Source organism: Lactococcus sp. KTH0-1S, from assembly GCF_052544945.1.
Genome location: NZ_CP195165.1, coordinates 2,212,164 through 2,230,012, shown reverse-complemented (window position 1 = coordinate 2,230,012; position 17,849 = coordinate 2,212,164). Strand labels below are relative to the sequence as shown.

Here is a 17,849-nt window from a genome sequence, read left to right as displayed (position 1 = left end):
TAAAAAACGGCTTTTCGGTTAGAAAACTAAGAAAATAGTGTATTTCTTTGACGCAATATGCTATAATTATATTTGAGATTTTCTATCTATTTAAAATCTATCTAACCTAAGTAATTAAACTATTTTTAAGTAATTAAATCATTTTATGGAGTAAAGCATGTCAAGTACTGTCATTATCCTCATTGTTGTCTTATTAGTTATTCTCGTAGCCTTTTATGCTTTTGCAATATTAATGCGAAAGAAAACAGAAGACCGTATACTAGCCTTAGAAGAGCGAAAGGAATCGCTTTTCGATTTGCCTGTTCAAGAAGAAATTGATTCTGTTAAAAAAATGCATCTGGTCGGACAATCGCAAACGATTTTCCGTGAATGGAACCAAAAATGGCTTGACTTATCATCAAATTCTTTTGCTGATTTGGAAGAACATATTTTTGAAGCTGAACAATTAAACGATTCATTCCATTTTTTCCGTGCTCGTGAATCTGTAGCGGATAGTGAGGCACAAATTGAATTAATGGAAGGTGATGTCGAAGGAATTCGTCAAGGTGTTGCTCAACTTGTTGAACAAGAAAAGCGTAATTCAAATAAAATTCAAGAATCCCTTGATTTATATGATAACTTACGTAGCGATATTGCTGACAATGCAGATTTGTATGGAACGGTTATTACTGAACTTGAAAAACATTTAGCCAATATCGAAACAGAATTTTCTCAGTTTGTAACGCTAAACTCAACGGGAGATCCGATTGAAGCGGCTGAAGTTTTGGAGACTGCTGAAGAACATACGATTGCTTTACGTGCAATTACAGAGCAAATTCCATCATTTATTAAAACAATTGAAAAAGATGTTCCTAAACGACTTGACGAATTACAAGAAGCGAGTGATAAATTCGTTGCAGAAGAGTACATTCTTCCTGATAATGTCAACATTAAAGAAAGAATGGATGATTTACATGATCATCTCGTTGAAAGTAGTTCATTATTAGAACAATTTGAACTAGATCGAGTAGAAGCTGAACTTGGTTTAATTCAAGAAAAAGTTGAAGAACTTTATGCTATTTTTGAAAGAGAATATAGCGCACGTCGAAATGTTGAAAAACGTTCATCAGTTCTCAAAGAATATATTGAACATATCAGAGCAAATAATAAAAATCTTCTCCTTGAAATTGACCATGTTACACAAGCCTATATCCTTTCTGGAAACGAAAAAGGATATGTTAGAGGTTATCAAGAACATTTAGAATCTCTTGACTCAGATGTTGATGAAATTCTAGGAAATATTCAAGCTAAAACAATGCCTTACTCAATTCTTTCACGTAGAGTAAATTCAGTAGTCAATGCCCTTGAAGATATTGAGAAGAACCAAATTAAGATTAGTGATACCCTCACAGGACTCAGAGATGAAGAAAGAGCAGCTCAAGAAATTGCGGAACGCTTTGATTCTGAACTCCGTACAATAAAACGTTATGTTGAAAAATGTAATCTCCCTGGTCTTCCTAAAGATTATCTCGACTTGTTCTTCACAACAGGAGATCGAGTACAAAATCTTTTCAAAGAATTAGGACGAGTTAGAATCAACATTGATACAATTAATCATCTTGTTGACGTAAGCACTGAAGATATGCACGTTTTAAAAGAAGCAACGACTAATTTGACTGACCATGCAGTATTAGCTGAACAATTGATTCAATATGCTAATCGTTATAAAGCTGCAAATGAACAAGTAGCACAAGGGATCTCAAGAGCGCTTCAATTATTTGAAAACAGCCGTGACTATGATGGTTCATTTGATGAAATTTCAAAAACGCTAGAACTTGTAGAACCAGGTGCAGCTTCTAGAATTTCAGGAGTTTATTTTAAAAATAAACCTACTCCTGATTACTTATAAAATAAGTAAAAGCAAGGTTAATAGCCTTGCTTTTATTTATTGGTTTATAAATTCTGAATATTCGCATAATATCGTTAGGTAAAACACTTAAAAATTATTATAATGAAATAAAAGCCATAAAAATGTCTTGAAAGGATAGATATGAAAATAGCTCATTATAATAAGATGCTCCCTGACTGTTTATTAGACATACACTCGCCGCCTTCTATCATCTTACTAATTAATCAAATAAAGATAATATAAAAGGAGAACTTTCCAATGACATATTACTTGGAAGAAGAGGGTTTTGAAAATCTGTTTTCAGAAATGAAACCTATAGTTATGAAATTAATGAAACAAATTCGTATTAGAACATGGAAAATAGAGGATTATCTTCAAGAGGGGATGATTATTTTACATCTTCTATTAGAAGAGCAGAGCGATGGTCAAAAGCTGCATACAAAATTTAAGGTAAAGTATCATCAAAGATTAATTGATGAGCTAAGACGGAGTTATGCAAAGAAACGAAGCCATGACCATTTTATAGGTTTAGATGTTTATGAATGCTCAGACTGGATAAATTCAGGTGATACTAGTCCAGATAATGAAGTGGTCTTCAATCATTTGCTGGCAGAAGTATATGAAGGTTTGAGCGCACATTATCAAGACTTACTACTTCGACAAATGCGAGGAGAAGAATTAACTCGTATGGAACGATATCGCCTTCGTGAAAAAATAAAAGCCATCTTATTTTCAGAAGAGGAAGAATGAAGGAGAGTTCCCTATTTTTATTAAAAATAGGGAATTTTTTGATAAGAGAAGAAAAAAGCAATTTAAAAAACTTATTTTTTAAATTTGTCAAAGCTAGTGGTGGCATGAAATAAAGCGAATACAGGAGCGGGAAAAAGCGAACGTAAGATAAAAAAAGGGATAAAAGTCACAGTTAATTCTTGACAATGAGAAGTAGGTTTGATAGAATATAATAGTTGTCGCAAGAGACGAGGGTCTTGAAGCGATAAGCTAGACCATTGAAAACTGAATAAAGAAGAATGACTCATGTGATGTAGTAAGATACATCAAAAATCTGTCAATCAATAATGAAAGACAAGCCAGTCACCTAGGTGACTTAAATACTTTATTTGAGAGTTTGATCCTGGCTCAGGACGAACGCTGGCGGCGTGCCTAATACATGCAAGTTGAGCGCTGAAGGTTGGTACTTGTACCGACTGGATGAGCAGCGAACGGGTGAGTAACGCGTGGGGAATCTGCCTTTGAGCGGGGGACAACATTTGGAAACGAATGCTAATACCGCATAACAACTTTAAACACAAGTTTTAAGTTTGAAAGATGCAATTGCATCACTCAAAGATGATCCCGCGTTGTATTAGCTAGTTGGTGAGGTAAAGGCTCACCAAGGCGATGATACATAGCCGACCTGAGAGGGTGATCGGCCACATTGGGACTGAGACACGGCCCAAACTCCTACGGGAGGCAGCAGTAGGGAATCTTCGGCAATGGACGAAAGTCTGACCGAGCAACGCCGCGTGAGTGAAGAAGGTTTTCGGATCGTAAAACTCTGTTGGTAGAGAAGAACGTTGGTGAGAGTGGAAAGCTCATCAAGTGACGGTAACTACCCAGAAAGGGACGGCTAACTACGTGCCAGCAGCCGCGGTAATACGTAGGTCCCGAGCGTTGTCCGGATTTATTGGGCGTAAAGCGAGCGCAGGTGGTTTATTAAGTCTGGTGTAAAAGGCAGTGGCTCAACCATTGTATGCATTGGAAACTGGTAGACTTGAGTGCAGGAGAGGAGAGTGGAATTCCATGTGTAGCGGTGAAATGCGTAGATATATGGAGGAACACCGGTGGCGAAAGCGGCTCTCTGGCCTGTAACTGACACTGAGGCTCGAAAGCGTGGGGAGCAAACAGGATTAGATACCCTGGTAGTCCACGCCGTAAACGATGAGTGCTAGATGTAGGGAGCTATAAGTTCTCTGTATCGCAGCTAACGCAATAAGCACTCCGCCTGGGGAGTACGACCGCAAGGTTGAAACTCAAAGGAATTGACGGGGGCCCGCACAAGCGGTGGAGCATGTGGTTTAATTCGAAGCAACGCGAAGAACCTTACCAGGTCTTGACATACTCGTGCTATTCCTAGAGATAGGAAGTTCCTTCGGGACACGGGATACAGGTGGTGCATGGTTGTCGTCAGCTCGTGTCGTGAGATGTTGGGTTAAGTCCCGCAACGAGCGCAACCCCTATTGTTAGTTGCCATCATTAAGTTGGGCACTCTAACGAGACTGCCGGTGATAAACCGGAGGAAGGTGGGGATGACGTCAAATCATCATGCCCCTTATGACCTGGGCTACACACGTGCTACAATGGATGGTACAACGAGTCGCGAGACAGTGATGTTTAGCTAATCTCTTAAAACCATTCTCAGTTCGGATTGTAGGCTGCAACTCGCCTACATGAAGTCGGAATCGCTAGTAATCGCGGATCAGCACGCCGCGGTGAATACGTTCCCGGGCCTTGTACACACCGCCCGTCACACCACGGGAGTTGGGAGTACCCGAAGTAGGTTGCCTAACCGCAAGGAGGGCGCTTCCTAAGGTAAGACCGATGACTGGGGTGAAGTCGTAACAAGGTAGCCGTATCGGAAGGTGCGGCTGGATCACCTCCTTTCTAAGGAATATATACAAAGACGTGAGCATTCAACTTTATTCAGTTTTGAGGGGTTTAGTGATAAACCTAAGCAAGAATCAAATTCTTGATTGTGGGGCCTTAGCTCAGCTGGGAGAGCGCCTGCTTTGCACGCAGGAGGTCAGCGGTTCGATCCCGCTAGGCTCCATTGTCAGACAAGACGTTAAAATCACTTGAACATTGAAAACTAAATAACAATATCTAATAACGATAAATAAACCAAAAGCTGTGAATTTTAAAGAATTTACAAACTTATACTTGAAAAACGATGATTATAAATCATCATGGCAAAGTTAATAAGGGCGCACGGTGGATGCCTTGGCACTAAGAGCCGATGAAGGACGTGACTAACGACGATATTCTAGGGGGAGCAGTAAGTACGCCTTGATCCCTAGGTCTCCGAATGGGGAAACCCAGCTGCTACTAGCAGTTATTCATGAGTGAATACATAGCTCATGTAAAGGTAACGCAGAGAACTGAAACATCTAAGTACCTGCAGGAAGAGAAAGTAAAAACGATTTCGTAAGTAGCGGCGAGCGAACGCGAAGAAGGGCAAACCAAGAAGCTTGCTTCTTGGGGTTGTAGGACTGCAACGTGGACTTAAGCATTATAGTCGAATAACCTGGGAAGGTTAATCAAAGAGGGTAATAATCCCGTAGACGAAATAGCGCTTATACCTAGCAGTATCCTGAGTAGGGCTGGACACGCGAAATCCAGTTTGAATCCGGGAGGACCATCTCCCAACCCTAAATACTCCTTAGTGACCGATAGTGAACCAGTACCGTGAGGGAAAGGTGAAAAGAACCCCGAGAGGGGAGTGAAATAGCACCTGAAACCGTGTGCCTACAAGAAGTTCGAGCCCGTTAATGGGTGAGAGCGTGCCTTTTGTAGAATGAACCGGCGAGTTACGTTATGATGCGAGGTTAAGTTGAAGAGACGGAGCCGTAGGGAAACCGAGTCTGAATAGGGCGACTTAGTATCATGATGTAGACCCGAAACCTAGTGACCTATCCATGAGCAGGGTGAAGGTGTGGTAAGACGCACTGGAGGCCCGAACCAGGACACGTTGAAAAGTGTTTGGATGACTTGTGGATAGCGGAGAAATTCCAAACGAACTGGGAGATAGCTGGTTCTCTCCGAAATAGCTTTAGGGCTAGCGTCGAAATGTAAGTGTATTGGAGGTAGAGCACTGTTTGGGTGAGGGGTCCGTCTAGGATTACCAATCTCAGATAAACTCCGAATGCTAATACACATGTTCGGCAGTCAGACTGCGAGTGCTAAGATCCGTAGTCGAAAGGGAAACAGCCCAGACCAACAGCTAAGGTCCCAAAATATATGTTAAGTGGAAAAGGATGTGGGGTTGCACAGACAACTAGGATGTTAGCTCAGAAGCAGCTATCATTCAAAGAGTGCGTAATAGCTCACTAGTCGAGTGACCCTGCGCCGAAAATGTACCGGGGCTAAACATATTACCGAAGCTTTGGATTGATATTTTATCAATGGTAGGAGAGCGTTCTTAACCGCGATGAAGGTATACCGTGAGGAGTGCTGGAGCGTTAAGAAGTGAGAATGCCGGTATGAGTAGCGCAAGATAAGTGAGAATCTTATCCACCGTAAGACTAAGGTTTCCAGGGGAAGGCTCGTCCGCCCTGGGTTAGTCGGGACCTAAGGCGAGGCCGAAAGGCGTAGTCGATGGACAACTGGTTGATATTCCAGTACTAGATATGATCGTGATGGAGGGACGCAGTAGGCTAAGAGATGCCAGTTAATGGATTCTGGTCTAAGCAGTGAGGTGTGAGATGTGTCAAATGCATTTCTCTTTAACATTGAGCTGTGATGGGGAAGCAACTACGGTTGCGAACTCTCTGATGTCACACTGCCAAGAAAAGCTTCTAGCGTAAAGTCATATCTACCCGTACCGCAAACCGACACAGGTAGTCGAGGCGAGTAGCCTCAGGTGATCGAGAGAACTCTCGTTAAGGAACTCGGCAAAATAGCCCCGTAACTTCGGGAGAAGGGGTGCTGGTGTAAAAGCCAGCCGCAGTGAATAGGCCCAAGCAACTGTTTATCAAAAACACAGCTCTCTGCTAAACCGCAAGGTGATGTATAGGGGGTGACGCCTGCCCGGTGCTGGAAGGTTAAGAGGAGTGCTTAGACGTAAGTCGAAGGTATGAATTGAAGCCCCAGTAAACGGCGGCCGTAACTATAACGGTCCTAAGGTAGCGAAATTCCTTGTCGGGTAAGTTCCGACCCGCACGAAAGGCGTAATGATTTGGGCACTGTCTCAACGAGAGACTCGGTGAAATTTTAGTACCTGTGAAGATGCAGGTTACCCGCGACAGGACGGAAAGACCCCATGGAGCTTTACTGTAGTTTGATATTGAGTACCTGTAAGTCATGTACAGGATAGGTAGGAGCCATTGAAATAGGGACGCTAGTTTCTATTGAGGCGTTGTTGGGATACTACCCTTGACTTATGGTTACTCTAACCCGCTGGCATAATCGGCCAGGGAGACAGTGTCTGACGGACAGTTTGACTGGGGCGGTCGCCTCCTAAAGAGTAACGGAGGCGCTCAAAGGTTGGCTCAGATTGGTTGGAAATCAATCGTAGAGTGTAAAGGTAAAAGCCAGCTTGACTGCGAGAGCTACAACTCGAGCAGGTAGGAAACTAGGACTTAGTGATCCGGTGGTACCGCATGGAAGGGCCATCGCTCAACGGATAAAAGCTACCCTGGGGATAACAGGCTTATCTCCCCCAAGAGTTCACATCGACGGGGAGGTTTGGCACCTCGATGTCGGCTCGTCGCATCCTGGGGCTGTAGTCGGTCCCAAGGGTTGGGCTGTTCGCCCATTAAAGCGGCACGCGAGCTGGGTTCAGAACGTCGTGAGACAGTTCGGTCCCTATCCGTCGCGGGCGTAGGTAATTTGAGAGGATCTGTCCTTAGTACGAGAGGACCGGGATGGACTTACCGCTGGTGTACCAGTTGTTCCGCCAGGAGCACGGCTGGATAGCTATGTAGGGAAGGGATAAGCGCTGAAAGCATCTAAGTGCGAAGCCCACCTCAAGATGAGATTACCCATTCGTAAGAATTAAGAGCCCAGAGAGATGATCTGGTAGATAGGCTGGAAGTGGAAGAGTTGCGAGACTTGGAGCGGACCAGTACTAATCGCTCGAGGACTTTACCAAAAGAGTCAAATATAATAGGCTTATGGTTTAAAAGTTAGAAGAATTGTTATTTAGTTTTGAATGTTCAAGGTAACATTTAATGATTTGGTCATCATTGCGATGGAGATACACCTGTTCCCATGTCGAACACAGAAGTTAAGTCCATCTACGGCGGAAGTACTTGGGGGTTGCCCCCTGGGAGATAGGCGAGTGGCCAAGTGAATTGGAGGAGCTATGGCTCCTCTTTTTTTATCTCGCTAACGAGATTCAAGATACAAAATGTTTGAATAAATAAAAAAGCCTTTTCGGGCCTTTTTTTAACGATTTAGAATAAACTCTGATTTAATTGCTAGTTGCTGAATTTCTTTGGAAATAGCCAATTCAAATGCGCAATGTCCTACTTGTTGAAAGTGATTATTTACGGTTGGAATATTGAGGACCTGACCTGATATTAAGGCTTCTTGACCAATAATAACAGGTTTAGGTAATTTTTGTTGTTCAAACCAACGCCAAACATTTGCAGCAATATCATCAGAATTTGCAAATATTGCATCAAATTGTGTAAGTTGGGGTCCCAATTTGTAACCGTCTGCTGAAGATACTGCACCTGTTTTTATTTGTTCATCTCTTACTTTTTCTTCATATATTTCTTTATAGGTTTGGAGAGTAACAGATGTAGTTGGACTTTTATAACGTGCAAAGAGAAACCCAATATTATTACAATTTTGTTCTTGAAGCCATTCTAGGGCTTTGCGATATCCAATTTTTCTTTCTGCATAACTGGCGGCTATTTTTTTACTTTTAGGTTTATGGCATAAAATAATTGGGCCATATTTTTGGTATTTATGAACGGTTTGTTCAGAAACTTCCCTTGAGGTAAAAATCAATGCTTCAAATGCTTTTTTACGGAGTTGTTCTAAGTATTGAATTTCTAGATTTTGGTCATAATTTGAAGGGAGGATGACGATTTTATAACCAGTTTCAAAACTTTTATCCAGAATTCCTTCTAATATTTGCCCAAAAAACGGATGCTTGACGTAGGGGAGGACTACTCCAATATTTTTTGTTGTACCAGCCGATAAATCCTGTGCGATCGCATTGGGAGTATAGTCAAGTTCTTTAGCTAAGTCCAAAATAATTTTGCGTGTTTCTTTTGAAACATAGCCGTTCCCAGAAAGGGCACGAGAGATGGTAGCTTTTGAATAGCCGCTAAGTTTCGATAAATCGGATAAAGAGGTCATTATATCACCTGTTCGTTAATGGTATTAATAGCTGATATTGCTTCAGCGACACCATGTTCAGTATTTTTTGCTACAACCATTTTAACATGTTTTTTGACCTCGGAGTTAGCATTATCTACGGCGATAGCGAGACCAGCTGATTGGAGAAGAGGAATATCATTATGACCATCACCAATAGCGGCAATTTCCTGAAAGTCTAAATTTTTATTATCAAGTATTGATTGTACAGCGTCGGCTTTTGTTTTATTATCAGATGTAATTTCTAAATACCATTGTCCGCTTTGTTGAACTGAAATATTGGGGATGTTTAGATTATTTAGTTGAGCTTGAAGTTGTAAGAGTTCCTGAGAATCAAAGACAATCATCATTATTTTATATATTTCTGATTGACCATCAAAGGCTTTGATTTTAGGTTCTATACCTGTTATTGCTTTTTGGATAAAGGTTCCTTTGTCTTGTTTGTTAATGTACCAGTGAGCAAGACTGTACCAATTTAAGCTGACATTGGGAAATTCTGTTGAGATGTAATTTAATAGTTGTGAGACGGTTTCTGAAGCTAGGGGATTTTTATCAATAATTTGTAGTCCAAATTGATTTTGGGTGAAGGTTAGGTTCCCGTTAAAGGCGATTTGAGGGGTTGTGAGTTGTAATTTTTCTACAATATCGCTCATTTCCAAGGGACTGCGGGCTGAAACTAATGTGATTGGAAGGTCACTGTAATAAATAGACCAGTGGTTCGTGTCTGATACACTTCCGTGTGAGTCAAGTAATGTTCCATCCATATCTGTAAAAATGTGTTTAATTTTCATGTGATTAAGCTCCTTTGTTTGATTAAGTCTATTTTAAATTATGGAACGCGTTCCATGTCAAGGATTATTAACTATTTATTTTTAAAATAATTGAATGACTATGCTTAAAGTTGAGCAGTTCCAAAAGAAGTGGTGAAAATGTTATAATTTAGTAAAGCTCGTTTTTATGTGTTTTAAGATAATGTTTACTTAGATGAATGGATAAAAGTATAGAAATATGGAAGAGATAGGAAATAAAATGGAGAACAAGAACAGACTTTTACTAATTGATGGGTCATCGGTTGCCTTTCGAGCCTTTTTTGCGCTATATAATCAGATAGATCGCTTTAAAGCGCCAAATGGGTTACATACTAATGCTATTTTTGCATTTCATACCATGCTTTCTTCTTTGATGGAACGGATTGAGCCCACACATGTTTTGATTGCATTTGATGCAGGAAAAACAACTTTCCGTACGGAAATGTTTGCTGACTATAAAGGCGGACGTTCAAAAACACCAGATGAATTTCGGGAGCAATTACCTTTTATCAAGGAAATGATTGAGAAATTGGGAATTCGTCATTATGAGTTAGCTAACTATGAGGCTGATGATATTATTGGGACTTTGGACAAAATGGCGGAAGCCCCAAATGTTAATTTTGATGTTACTATTGTGACGGGTGATAAGGATATGATTCAGCTTGTGGATGGAAATACGCGAGTTGAAATTTCTAAGAAGGGTGTTGCTGAGTTTGAGGAGTATACACCTGATTATCTTTTAGAAAAAATGGGATTGACTCCAGCCCAATTTATTGATTTAAAAGCATTAATGGGCGATTCTTCTGATAATTATCCTGGCGTCACAAAAGTTGGCGAAAAAACTGGTCTTAAACTTTTACAAGAGTTTGGGTCGCTTGAAAATCTCTATGAAAATGTTGATTCTTTGAAAGCCAGCAAAATGAAAGAAAATCTAATTGCTGACAAAGAAATGGCTTTTTTGTCACAACAATTGGCAACGATAAATACGAAAGCTCCAATTGAAATTGGCTTAGATGATACGCTTTTAAAAGGTAAAAAGGTTGATGAACTTAGTCAATTTTATGATGAAATGGGATTTGCTCAATTCAAAAGTAAATTATTGGCTGAGGCTGGTGGAGAAGTTACTGACGAAAAAATTGTTGACGAAATTGATTTTGAAATAGTTACTGACGGCTCTATCAGTGAAAAGGTAAATGCTGATGATTTCTTCTATTTGGAAACTTTAGGGGAAAATTATCATCGTGAGCAAATTGTGGCTTTTGCTTGGGGAAATGCTGAGAAAATTTATGTTTCTAAAAATATAGATTTACTGACAAAAATGAAATTCCCTGAAAATACTTATGATTTCAAGAAAAATCGGGTACTTTTGAGTCACTTGAATATCGAATTACCTTTGGTCAAATTTGATGCAATGCTTGCAAAATATCTAATTTCAACAACAGAAGATAATAAAATTTCGACGATTGCAAGACTTTTCAATAGCGGACATTTGGCAACGGATGAAGAAATTTTTGGCAAAGGTACAAAAATTGCTTTACCTGATGATGCGGTTTTATTTGAACATTTAGCTCGTAAAATTAAAGTGCTTGCCTTGGCCAAAGAAAAAATGATGGCTGAATTGCTTGAAAATGAACAAGAGCATCTTTTGTCTGATATGGAATTACCATTAGCAGAAGTTTTAGCAAAAATGGAAATTACAGGGATTGCTGTCAGCCAAAATACACTGGAAGAAATTGGTGCGGAAAATGAAGAAAAATTGGCTTCTTTGACGCGCGAGATTTACGACTTGGCTGGTGAAGAATTTAATATTAATTCACCAAAACAGTTGGGTGTGATTTTATTTGAAAAATTACAGCTACCGGTTGGAAAGAAAACAAAAACAGGTTATTCAACGGCAGTGGATGTTTTAGAAGACTTAGCTGCTTTATCTCCCGTTGTAGCAAAAATTTTGGAATATCGTCAAATCAATAAAGTACAATCAACTTACGTGAAAGGTCTGATTCCTCAAATCGCTGATGATGGAAAAATTCATACACGTTATGTTCAAGATTTGACTCAAACTGGACGTTTAAGCTCAGTTGACCCGAATTTACAAAATATTCCTGTTCGACTTGAGGAGGGACGAAAAATTCGTAAAGCTTTTGTCCCAAGCAAAGATTCACTTTTATTGAGTTCTGACTATTCACAAATTGAATTGCGGGTTTTGGCACATATTTCTGGAGATGAACATTTAATTGATGCCTTTAAACATGGAGCTGATATCCATACTTCAACGGCTATGCGTGTTTTCGGCATTGAAAAAGCAGAAGATGTGACTGCTAATGATCGTAGAAATGCTAAAGCAGTCAATTTTGGAGTAGTCTATGGAATTTCCGATTTTGGTTTAGCAAGAAATCTTGGAATTACAAGAAAAGATGCTAAAAATTACATTGAAACTTATTTTGAACGTTATCCTGGGATTAAAACCTATATGGAAAATATTGTTCGCGAGGCACGAGATAAAGGTTTTGTTGAAACAATGAGTCACCGTCGTCGTAAGATTCCAGATATTAATGCTCGTAATTTTAATGTTCGTGGTTTTGCAGAACGGACGGCTATTAACTCACCAATTCAAGGTTCGGCAGCTGATATTTTGAAAATTGCGATGATTAATTTGGATAAAGCTTTGAGTGCTCGTGATTTTAAATCAAAATTATTATTGCAAGTACACGATGAAATTATCCTTGATGTTCCTTTAGAGGAATTAGATGAAATTAAGGCCTTGGTAAAACAAACGATGGAAGAAGCGATTGAACTTGCTGTCCCATTAAAAGTGGATGAAAATACTGGTAAGACTTGGTATGAAGCTAAATAATAAAGATTATTGATAGAATTAAACCGTTCACTTCTTCACATTTATTGACAAAAAAATAATAAATAAAAACGATAATTAGCTTGGGCTGATTATCGTTTTTTAACGTTACTGTTAGAAAATCTATTTGGGTCTATGTTATAACACTCATTGCCCATATCTAGCTACGCTATTCTTTCTCGGATTAGTCGAAAGGTAACCCGCTAAGCTTGATGGGACTTGATTGCCACTAGAATTTGGCCGTAGAGAGTATGTACAATTCAGATGACGAGGCTAGTGAAATAGTAATTAGACGGAGAGCCAACAGCACGAAATTTTGTTTCGCCTTACTGGCTGTGTTATAATAAAATTATGGAAAATATCGAATTGAACATGGATGAGAGAATTGATGAAATCGCCAGCAGTGGGGTAAAAATTATTCAAAGCCGAGAGGTTTTTTCTTTTAGCATTGATGCGATTTTGTTGGCTCGCTTTCCGCGCTTACCAAAAAGGGGTAAAATTGTAGATTTATGTGCGGGAAATGGAGCTGTCGGACTTTTTGCGAGTTCTAAAACAAATGCTCAAATTATTGAATTAGAGATTCAAGAACGTTTGGCTGATATGGCAACTCGTTCAATTGAACTCAATGGACTTACTGACAGAATGTCTGTCATTAATGATAATCTTAATCGGGCGCTTGACCATCTTCATACTTCAAGTGCAGATTTGATTTTTTGTAATCCACCTTATTTTAAAGTAGATTCAGATGAAAGTCATTTAAATGAAAGTAAGCATTATACTTTGGCCCGTCATGAATTGACGACAAATCTGGATGAAATTTTTTCTGTCAGTAAAAAATTACTCAAAACAAACGGACACATTGCCATGGTTCATAGACCAGAGCGTTTTTTAGAAATTGTAGACAAAATGCGTGCTAATAATTTGCAACCTAAATGGATTCAATTTGTTTATCCTAAGGCAAATCAACCGGCAAATATTTTATTGATTGATGCGATTAAAGATGGCAAAGAAGGAGGCGAAATTTTCTTACCACCTTTGATTGTTCATAATGATGACGGAACTTACACTGATGAAATTGATGAAATTTATTATGGAAAACATTAAAAAAGTTACTGACAGAAATTTCTGTCAGTAACTTTTTTAATTAAGCTGCGCTTGCTTGGGTCATTAATTTTTCAATGGCTGCATTTTGCACTTCTTCGAGTGTATTAGTGTCTGTAGCAGCAGGCTCTTTAAGTGTTTCTTTTAGTTTGCTACGCGTTGAGGCTAAAGAAATATCAAGGTCAGCACTTGTTTTTTCTTTTGTATTAGAAATACTACCAGTCAGTTTTCCAGTCATTTCATGAGATTTTTTATCTACAGCTAATTTAACAGAAAGTTTGCTGATATCAATATTTTTACTTTCCTTAATTAATTGTTCCTTTTGTTCTTTAGGAATCGAATAAGTAGCGCTGAGATTATTGATTAAGTCTTTAAGTTCAATATCTTTACCAGAAAAATTCACGGTTATTTTATCACCAGATTTAGTAAAATCAGAATTGGGAATCTCTTTATATTGCTTCTCTAAATCAGCTTTGCTTATTTTTGAGTTTGATTCAAAAAGTTGCTTAAGCGTTGATTCCCAGTTGTTTTTAGAAGATTGAACATTTGAATCAAGCGTTTGCGAATCAATGAGTAAGTAAGATTTATCAAGACTGTCAATCATTGCCCCATAGATGGTGACTACACCACCAGCAGAGCTTGGAATCATTGCCTTATTATTATCATAAAGTGATTTAATATCTGAACTACTAATATAAATCCCTTTTTGTGACATCATAAGTCCTAAATCATAATCATTTTTAGAGAGGGACAATTTTCCATCAATAACAGCAAGTTGGTTAGTCTTATCAAGTCCAATATTAAAATCGAGTCTAGCACCCTTGTTAAAAATCTTATTGAATTCAGAATTATCTCCATCACCATGGATTTTGAATTCATTAACATCAACTTTTACTTTTTGAGCATTATAGTCTTTAGAATTATTCAAGGCAACTGTATCTGAAATAAAAGTTTTTTTCGCCTCGTCAGAGTTTTTAGTTGAGCAAGCCGATAGAGTAATAACTGCAAGAGCCACAATTCCCAAGGACATCCAAGTCTTCTTTTTCATAAATATCTCCAATATATTTTATTGATATTTTACTAAAAAAAATGTAAAAGAGCAATAGCGCATAAGTAACACAAGAAGTAAGATATAAAAATACTGATAGAAGGCTCAGGATCATCCTGAGCTCCCATCAGTATTTTTAATAAATCATATCATAAATTTCAATGGCAACAAGGTCGATGTCATCGAATAATGAAGCATCTTTTTGTTTAGGATAACGCAAAGCAAAAGCTTCGTCTTCTGGACTGTAACTTACAGTAAGCATTACTTCGCCTTCACGTTCAAAATTATAAGTTTCTTTTGGGTCACCGCCTTCAACCAAACGGTTTAAGCGATTCATAATTGCTAACAAATGTGATTTCATTTCTTAAAAATTCCTTTCGGTGTTCTGCAAAGCAAAACTCTGTTTTTATAAAATTGTTTTTTACTTCCAATTGTTTTTCAAAGGGACAGTTCTTAGGATTGACCCCATTAGTCCTGTTCTTTGTCCTTATCTATTTTAACATAACTTTGTAGATTTTTGGCAAGTTTACTGGCTTTTCTGGCAAAATATTTTGCTCGAATTTGTTCTCTTTTAAGTGAACGTTTAACAGTAACTGGCATTTGACGAATGGTATCTTCCATTTTCATTGGGAAATGCTCCGCCTCAATAGACTTAAGATTATTGTATTCAATAATGGTGTCAATATAGAAGAGATAAACTTTTTTAGCAAAATTTTCCGCTGAAATTTCATAAAGTTTCTTTTCAAATTTATCTTTATCAATGGGATGTAAATCACGAATTGCCTTTTTGGTAACTTCAGCTAAATCATCATCACCAATGAAGAGTTGTCCGAATTCATCGTCATTAATTAATTCAGACAAATAAGGATTTTTAGCAGCTAGGACTCTTGTCCCTGCTGCCATTGCTTCAAGATAAGTCAAGCCTTGGGTTTCTGAAGTAGAAGCAGAAATGAAGAAGTCAGCAGCTTTATAATAATAGGCTGTTTTCTCATTTTCAACAGGACCTGTGAAGACAACTTTATCAGTAAGTTCAAGTTCTTTAACTAATTCTTTAAGATTTTCGGCATATGGGCCATGACCAACGATTACAAGTTTCACGGGAAACTCTTCTAAAATATCTGGTAATGCATGAATCACGGCTTGGATATTTTTTTCAGCCGCAATCCGTGAGAGACTGAGCAACATGATTTCATTTTCTGCAAGACCAAGCTCGACTCTTAATTTTGCTGTTTCTTCAGGTTTAATGTCATCACGTTTAAAACGGTCAATTTCAATTCCTGTTGGAATGACACGTTTAGGAAGAGTGACGCCGTAACTATTGACAGTTTCCAAAACCATTTCGCTTGGACAAATAATCGCTTCGGTTCCACGCAGGAAATTACGAATAATGTATTTAACCATACTTGGACGGATTAAGCGTCCTTTGGCGATGTAGTAAACATAATCTTCATACTTAGTATGTAAGGTATGAATGACAGGGATGCGTAATTGAGCAGCAACCATTTTACCTAAAATTCCCATTCCAAATTCAGTTTGCGTATGGATGATATCTAAATCATATTCTTTAGCAATTAAATAAGCAGCAAAAACACCTTTGAGGACAATTTTACGTTCTGCTAAGCTCACAAAAGGAATGGATTGCAGCCGAATAATATTTCGTTCGTGGTCCACATCAGCGTTTGGATCTGTTGTTGTAAAAATGAAAACCTCATGCCCTAATTTTTCAAGCTCTAGGGCCAAAGTGCGAATACTTGTTGCTACTCCACTGATTTGTGGAAAGTAACTATCTGTAAAAAGTCCAACTCTCATAAATAAATTCCCGTTTATATTTCTGTAAATTTTTTATTTTTTTACCGACAAAAATTTTATTAAGAAAATTTTACTGACAGCTTAGTCAGCAACTACTTTTTCTTTCTGTCAGTAATTTTTAAAAATTAAAGTTCTAAAGTTTGCTGATAAGCATCAGCTAATTGTTGGGCAACTTTTTCAATTGTCCGACTTTCAGCTACTTGATAAGCCTCTTTTGTCTTGTCAACCTTTCCATCTAAAACATCCTGAAGTTGATTGACAAAACCTTCAACATCTGTTGCCATACTTACACAAGTTGAATCAAGCCAGCCATGATAAACTGGGATGTCTCGAACGACAGTTTTTTGGTGACTAGCAAGTGCTTCAAGAACAACGATTCCTTCAGTTTCTTCTCGAGAAGGGAAAAAGAAGGCATCTGCAGAAGACATGGCTCCTTCAAAAATATCTCCCTTGATATAACCTGGGAAAAGAACATTTTTCGGATGATTTTTCTTAACAATTCGACGAATCCAACCAGGAATAGTCCAAAGATTTTGATAACCAAACCAAATGAAAGTCACATCAGGCATTCTTTCAGCCACTTTAATAAAATCATCTATCCCTTTACGTTTAAAATAAAGGGCAGCTGTCACGACAACTTTTTGATCAGCTTTTAGTGAAAAATATTCACGGAAGGCTTGCTCTTTGGCTTCACTTCGAGAATATTTAGTCAAATCAATTCCGTTTGAAATAGGTAAGATTGGACATTTAATCCCGTAAGAACGGAGCAAACTAGCAGAATAATCAGTTGGTGTAATGACTAAATCAGCAGCACGATAAAAGTGCATTAAATATTGTTTAAAGAAAGGAGCAGCAATATTTGAGCCAATAAAGGAATTTTGAAAATCTTCTTTGGTCGAATGACCATGAAAGATTACTTTTTTTCCAGCTTTTTTTGCTTTCTTTAACATTTTCCAACTGCTAAAGCCATAAGTATTTAAATGGAGGATATCATAATCATCCTCAGGATTTTTTGTCCAGTCAATGCCCATTAAATCAAGGGCGCGTTGTTGATGTTTCATTGCACGTCCAATTCCTGAATGACTCAAAAATTGTTCGGCTTCTAAGTAAAGTAAAATTTTCATGCTTAACTTTATTTTACCATAAATCAATAAAAGAAAAATGGAAATTTATTATTTTTAAAAATTTCAGACTTTAGTATGAAAAAAGCCTTCTATTTACAGAAGACTTTTATTAAAT

At 38.2% G+C, this 17,849-nt stretch carries 10 protein-coding genes, 1 tRNA gene and 3 rRNA genes; 8 read left to right on the top strand and 6 right to left on the bottom strand.

The genetic code is table 11. The features are described 5' to 3' along the window. The first annotated feature begins 157 nt into the window (after positions 1-157). The 6 genes from ezrA to rrf all read left to right on the top strand — a co-directional run bounded on the left by ezrA (position 158) and on the right by rrf (position 7,953). A complete protein-coding gene (ezrA, locus tag ACRYLU_RS10985) occupies positions 158-1,888 on the top strand; it encodes a septation ring formation regulator EzrA (protein WP_021723359.1) in 1,731 nt (576 codons plus the stop codon). Positions 1,889-2,146: 258 nt separating this feature from the next. Continuing rightward, a complete protein-coding gene (locus ACRYLU_RS10980) occupies positions 2,147-2,638 on the top strand; it encodes a sigma-70 family RNA polymerase sigma factor (protein ID WP_311804492.1) in 492 nt (163 codons plus the stop codon). A gap of 364 nt (positions 2,639-3,002) precedes the next feature. Further along, a 16S ribosomal RNA gene (locus tag ACRYLU_RS10975) occupies positions 3,003-4,549 on the top strand. A 93-nt stretch (positions 4,550-4,642) separates the two neighbouring features. Next, positions 4,643-4,715 (top strand) — tRNA-Ala (locus tag ACRYLU_RS10970). A gap of 138 nt (positions 4,716-4,853) precedes the next feature. Beyond that, positions 4,854-7,754 (top strand): 23S ribosomal RNA (locus ACRYLU_RS10965). 83 nt (positions 7,755-7,837) lie between these two features. Then, positions 7,838-7,953: ribosomal RNA gene (gene rrf, locus ACRYLU_RS10960) — 5S ribosomal RNA — on the top strand. The 16S, 23S and 5S rRNA genes sit together here with 1 tRNA gene alongside, the layout of an rRNA operon. 97 nt (positions 7,954-8,050) lie before the next feature. Here the strand turns inward: rrf and ACRYLU_RS10955 are convergent. Both ACRYLU_RS10955 and ACRYLU_RS10950 read right to left on the bottom strand, forming a co-directional pair. Further along, complete coding sequence (locus ACRYLU_RS10955) at positions 8,051-8,974, bottom strand: LacI family DNA-binding transcriptional regulator (RefSeq protein ID WP_058205990.1); 924 nt, start codon at positions 8,972-8,974, stop codon at positions 8,051-8,053. Beyond that, positions 8,974-9,783 (bottom strand): Cof-type HAD-IIB family hydrolase, encoded by an 810-nt coding sequence (locus ACRYLU_RS10950; RefSeq protein WP_021721852.1) that lies wholly within the window; start codon positions 9,781-9,783, stop codon positions 8,974-8,976. The genes ACRYLU_RS10955 and ACRYLU_RS10950 overlap by 1 nt, the downstream gene beginning before the upstream one ends. Positions 9,784-10,021: 238 nt before the next feature. On the opposite strand from ACRYLU_RS10950, the gene polA reads away from it, so the two are divergent. After that, a complete protein-coding gene (polA, locus tag ACRYLU_RS10945) occupies positions 10,022-12,655 on the top strand; it encodes a DNA polymerase I (RefSeq protein WP_098394213.1) in 2,634 nt (877 codons plus the stop codon). Positions 12,656-13,003: 348 nt separating this feature from the next. Continuing rightward, positions 13,004-13,756 carry a tRNA1(Val) (adenine(37)-N6)-methyltransferase gene (locus tag ACRYLU_RS10940; protein ID WP_010906333.1) on the top strand — a complete coding sequence of 251 codons (753 nt, stop codon included), beginning with the start codon at positions 13,004-13,006 and terminating at the stop codon, positions 13,754-13,756. Positions 13,757-13,796: 40 nt separating this feature from the next. Here ACRYLU_RS10940 and ACRYLU_RS10935 read toward each other — a convergent pair whose 3' ends face one another. The 4 genes from ACRYLU_RS10935 to ACRYLU_RS10920 all read right to left on the bottom strand — a co-directional run bounded on the left by ACRYLU_RS10935 (position 13,797) and on the right by ACRYLU_RS10920 (position 17,734). Then, a complete protein-coding gene (locus ACRYLU_RS10935; RefSeq protein ID WP_445080985.1) occupies positions 13,797-14,801 on the bottom strand; it encodes a hypothetical protein in 1,005 nt (334 codons plus the stop codon). A 136-nt stretch (positions 14,802-14,937) separates the two neighbouring features. Further along, positions 14,938-15,162: a YkuJ family protein gene (locus tag ACRYLU_RS10930; protein WP_003130579.1), complete on the bottom strand. Its 225-nt coding sequence runs from the start codon at positions 15,160-15,162 to the stop codon at positions 14,938-14,940. A 107-nt stretch (positions 15,163-15,269) separates the two neighbouring features. Then, on the bottom strand, positions 15,270-16,610 hold the full coding sequence (locus ACRYLU_RS10925) for a glycosyltransferase family 4 protein (protein WP_038602389.1): 1,341 nt from the start codon (positions 16,608-16,610) through the stop codon (positions 15,270-15,272). Between the two features lie 125 nt (positions 16,611-16,735). Then, positions 16,736-17,734, bottom strand: a complete 999-nt coding sequence (locus ACRYLU_RS10920; RefSeq protein WP_021721856.1) for a glycosyltransferase family 4 protein — start codon at positions 17,732-17,734, stop codon at positions 16,736-16,738. Positions 17,735-17,849 lie beyond the last annotated feature (115 nt).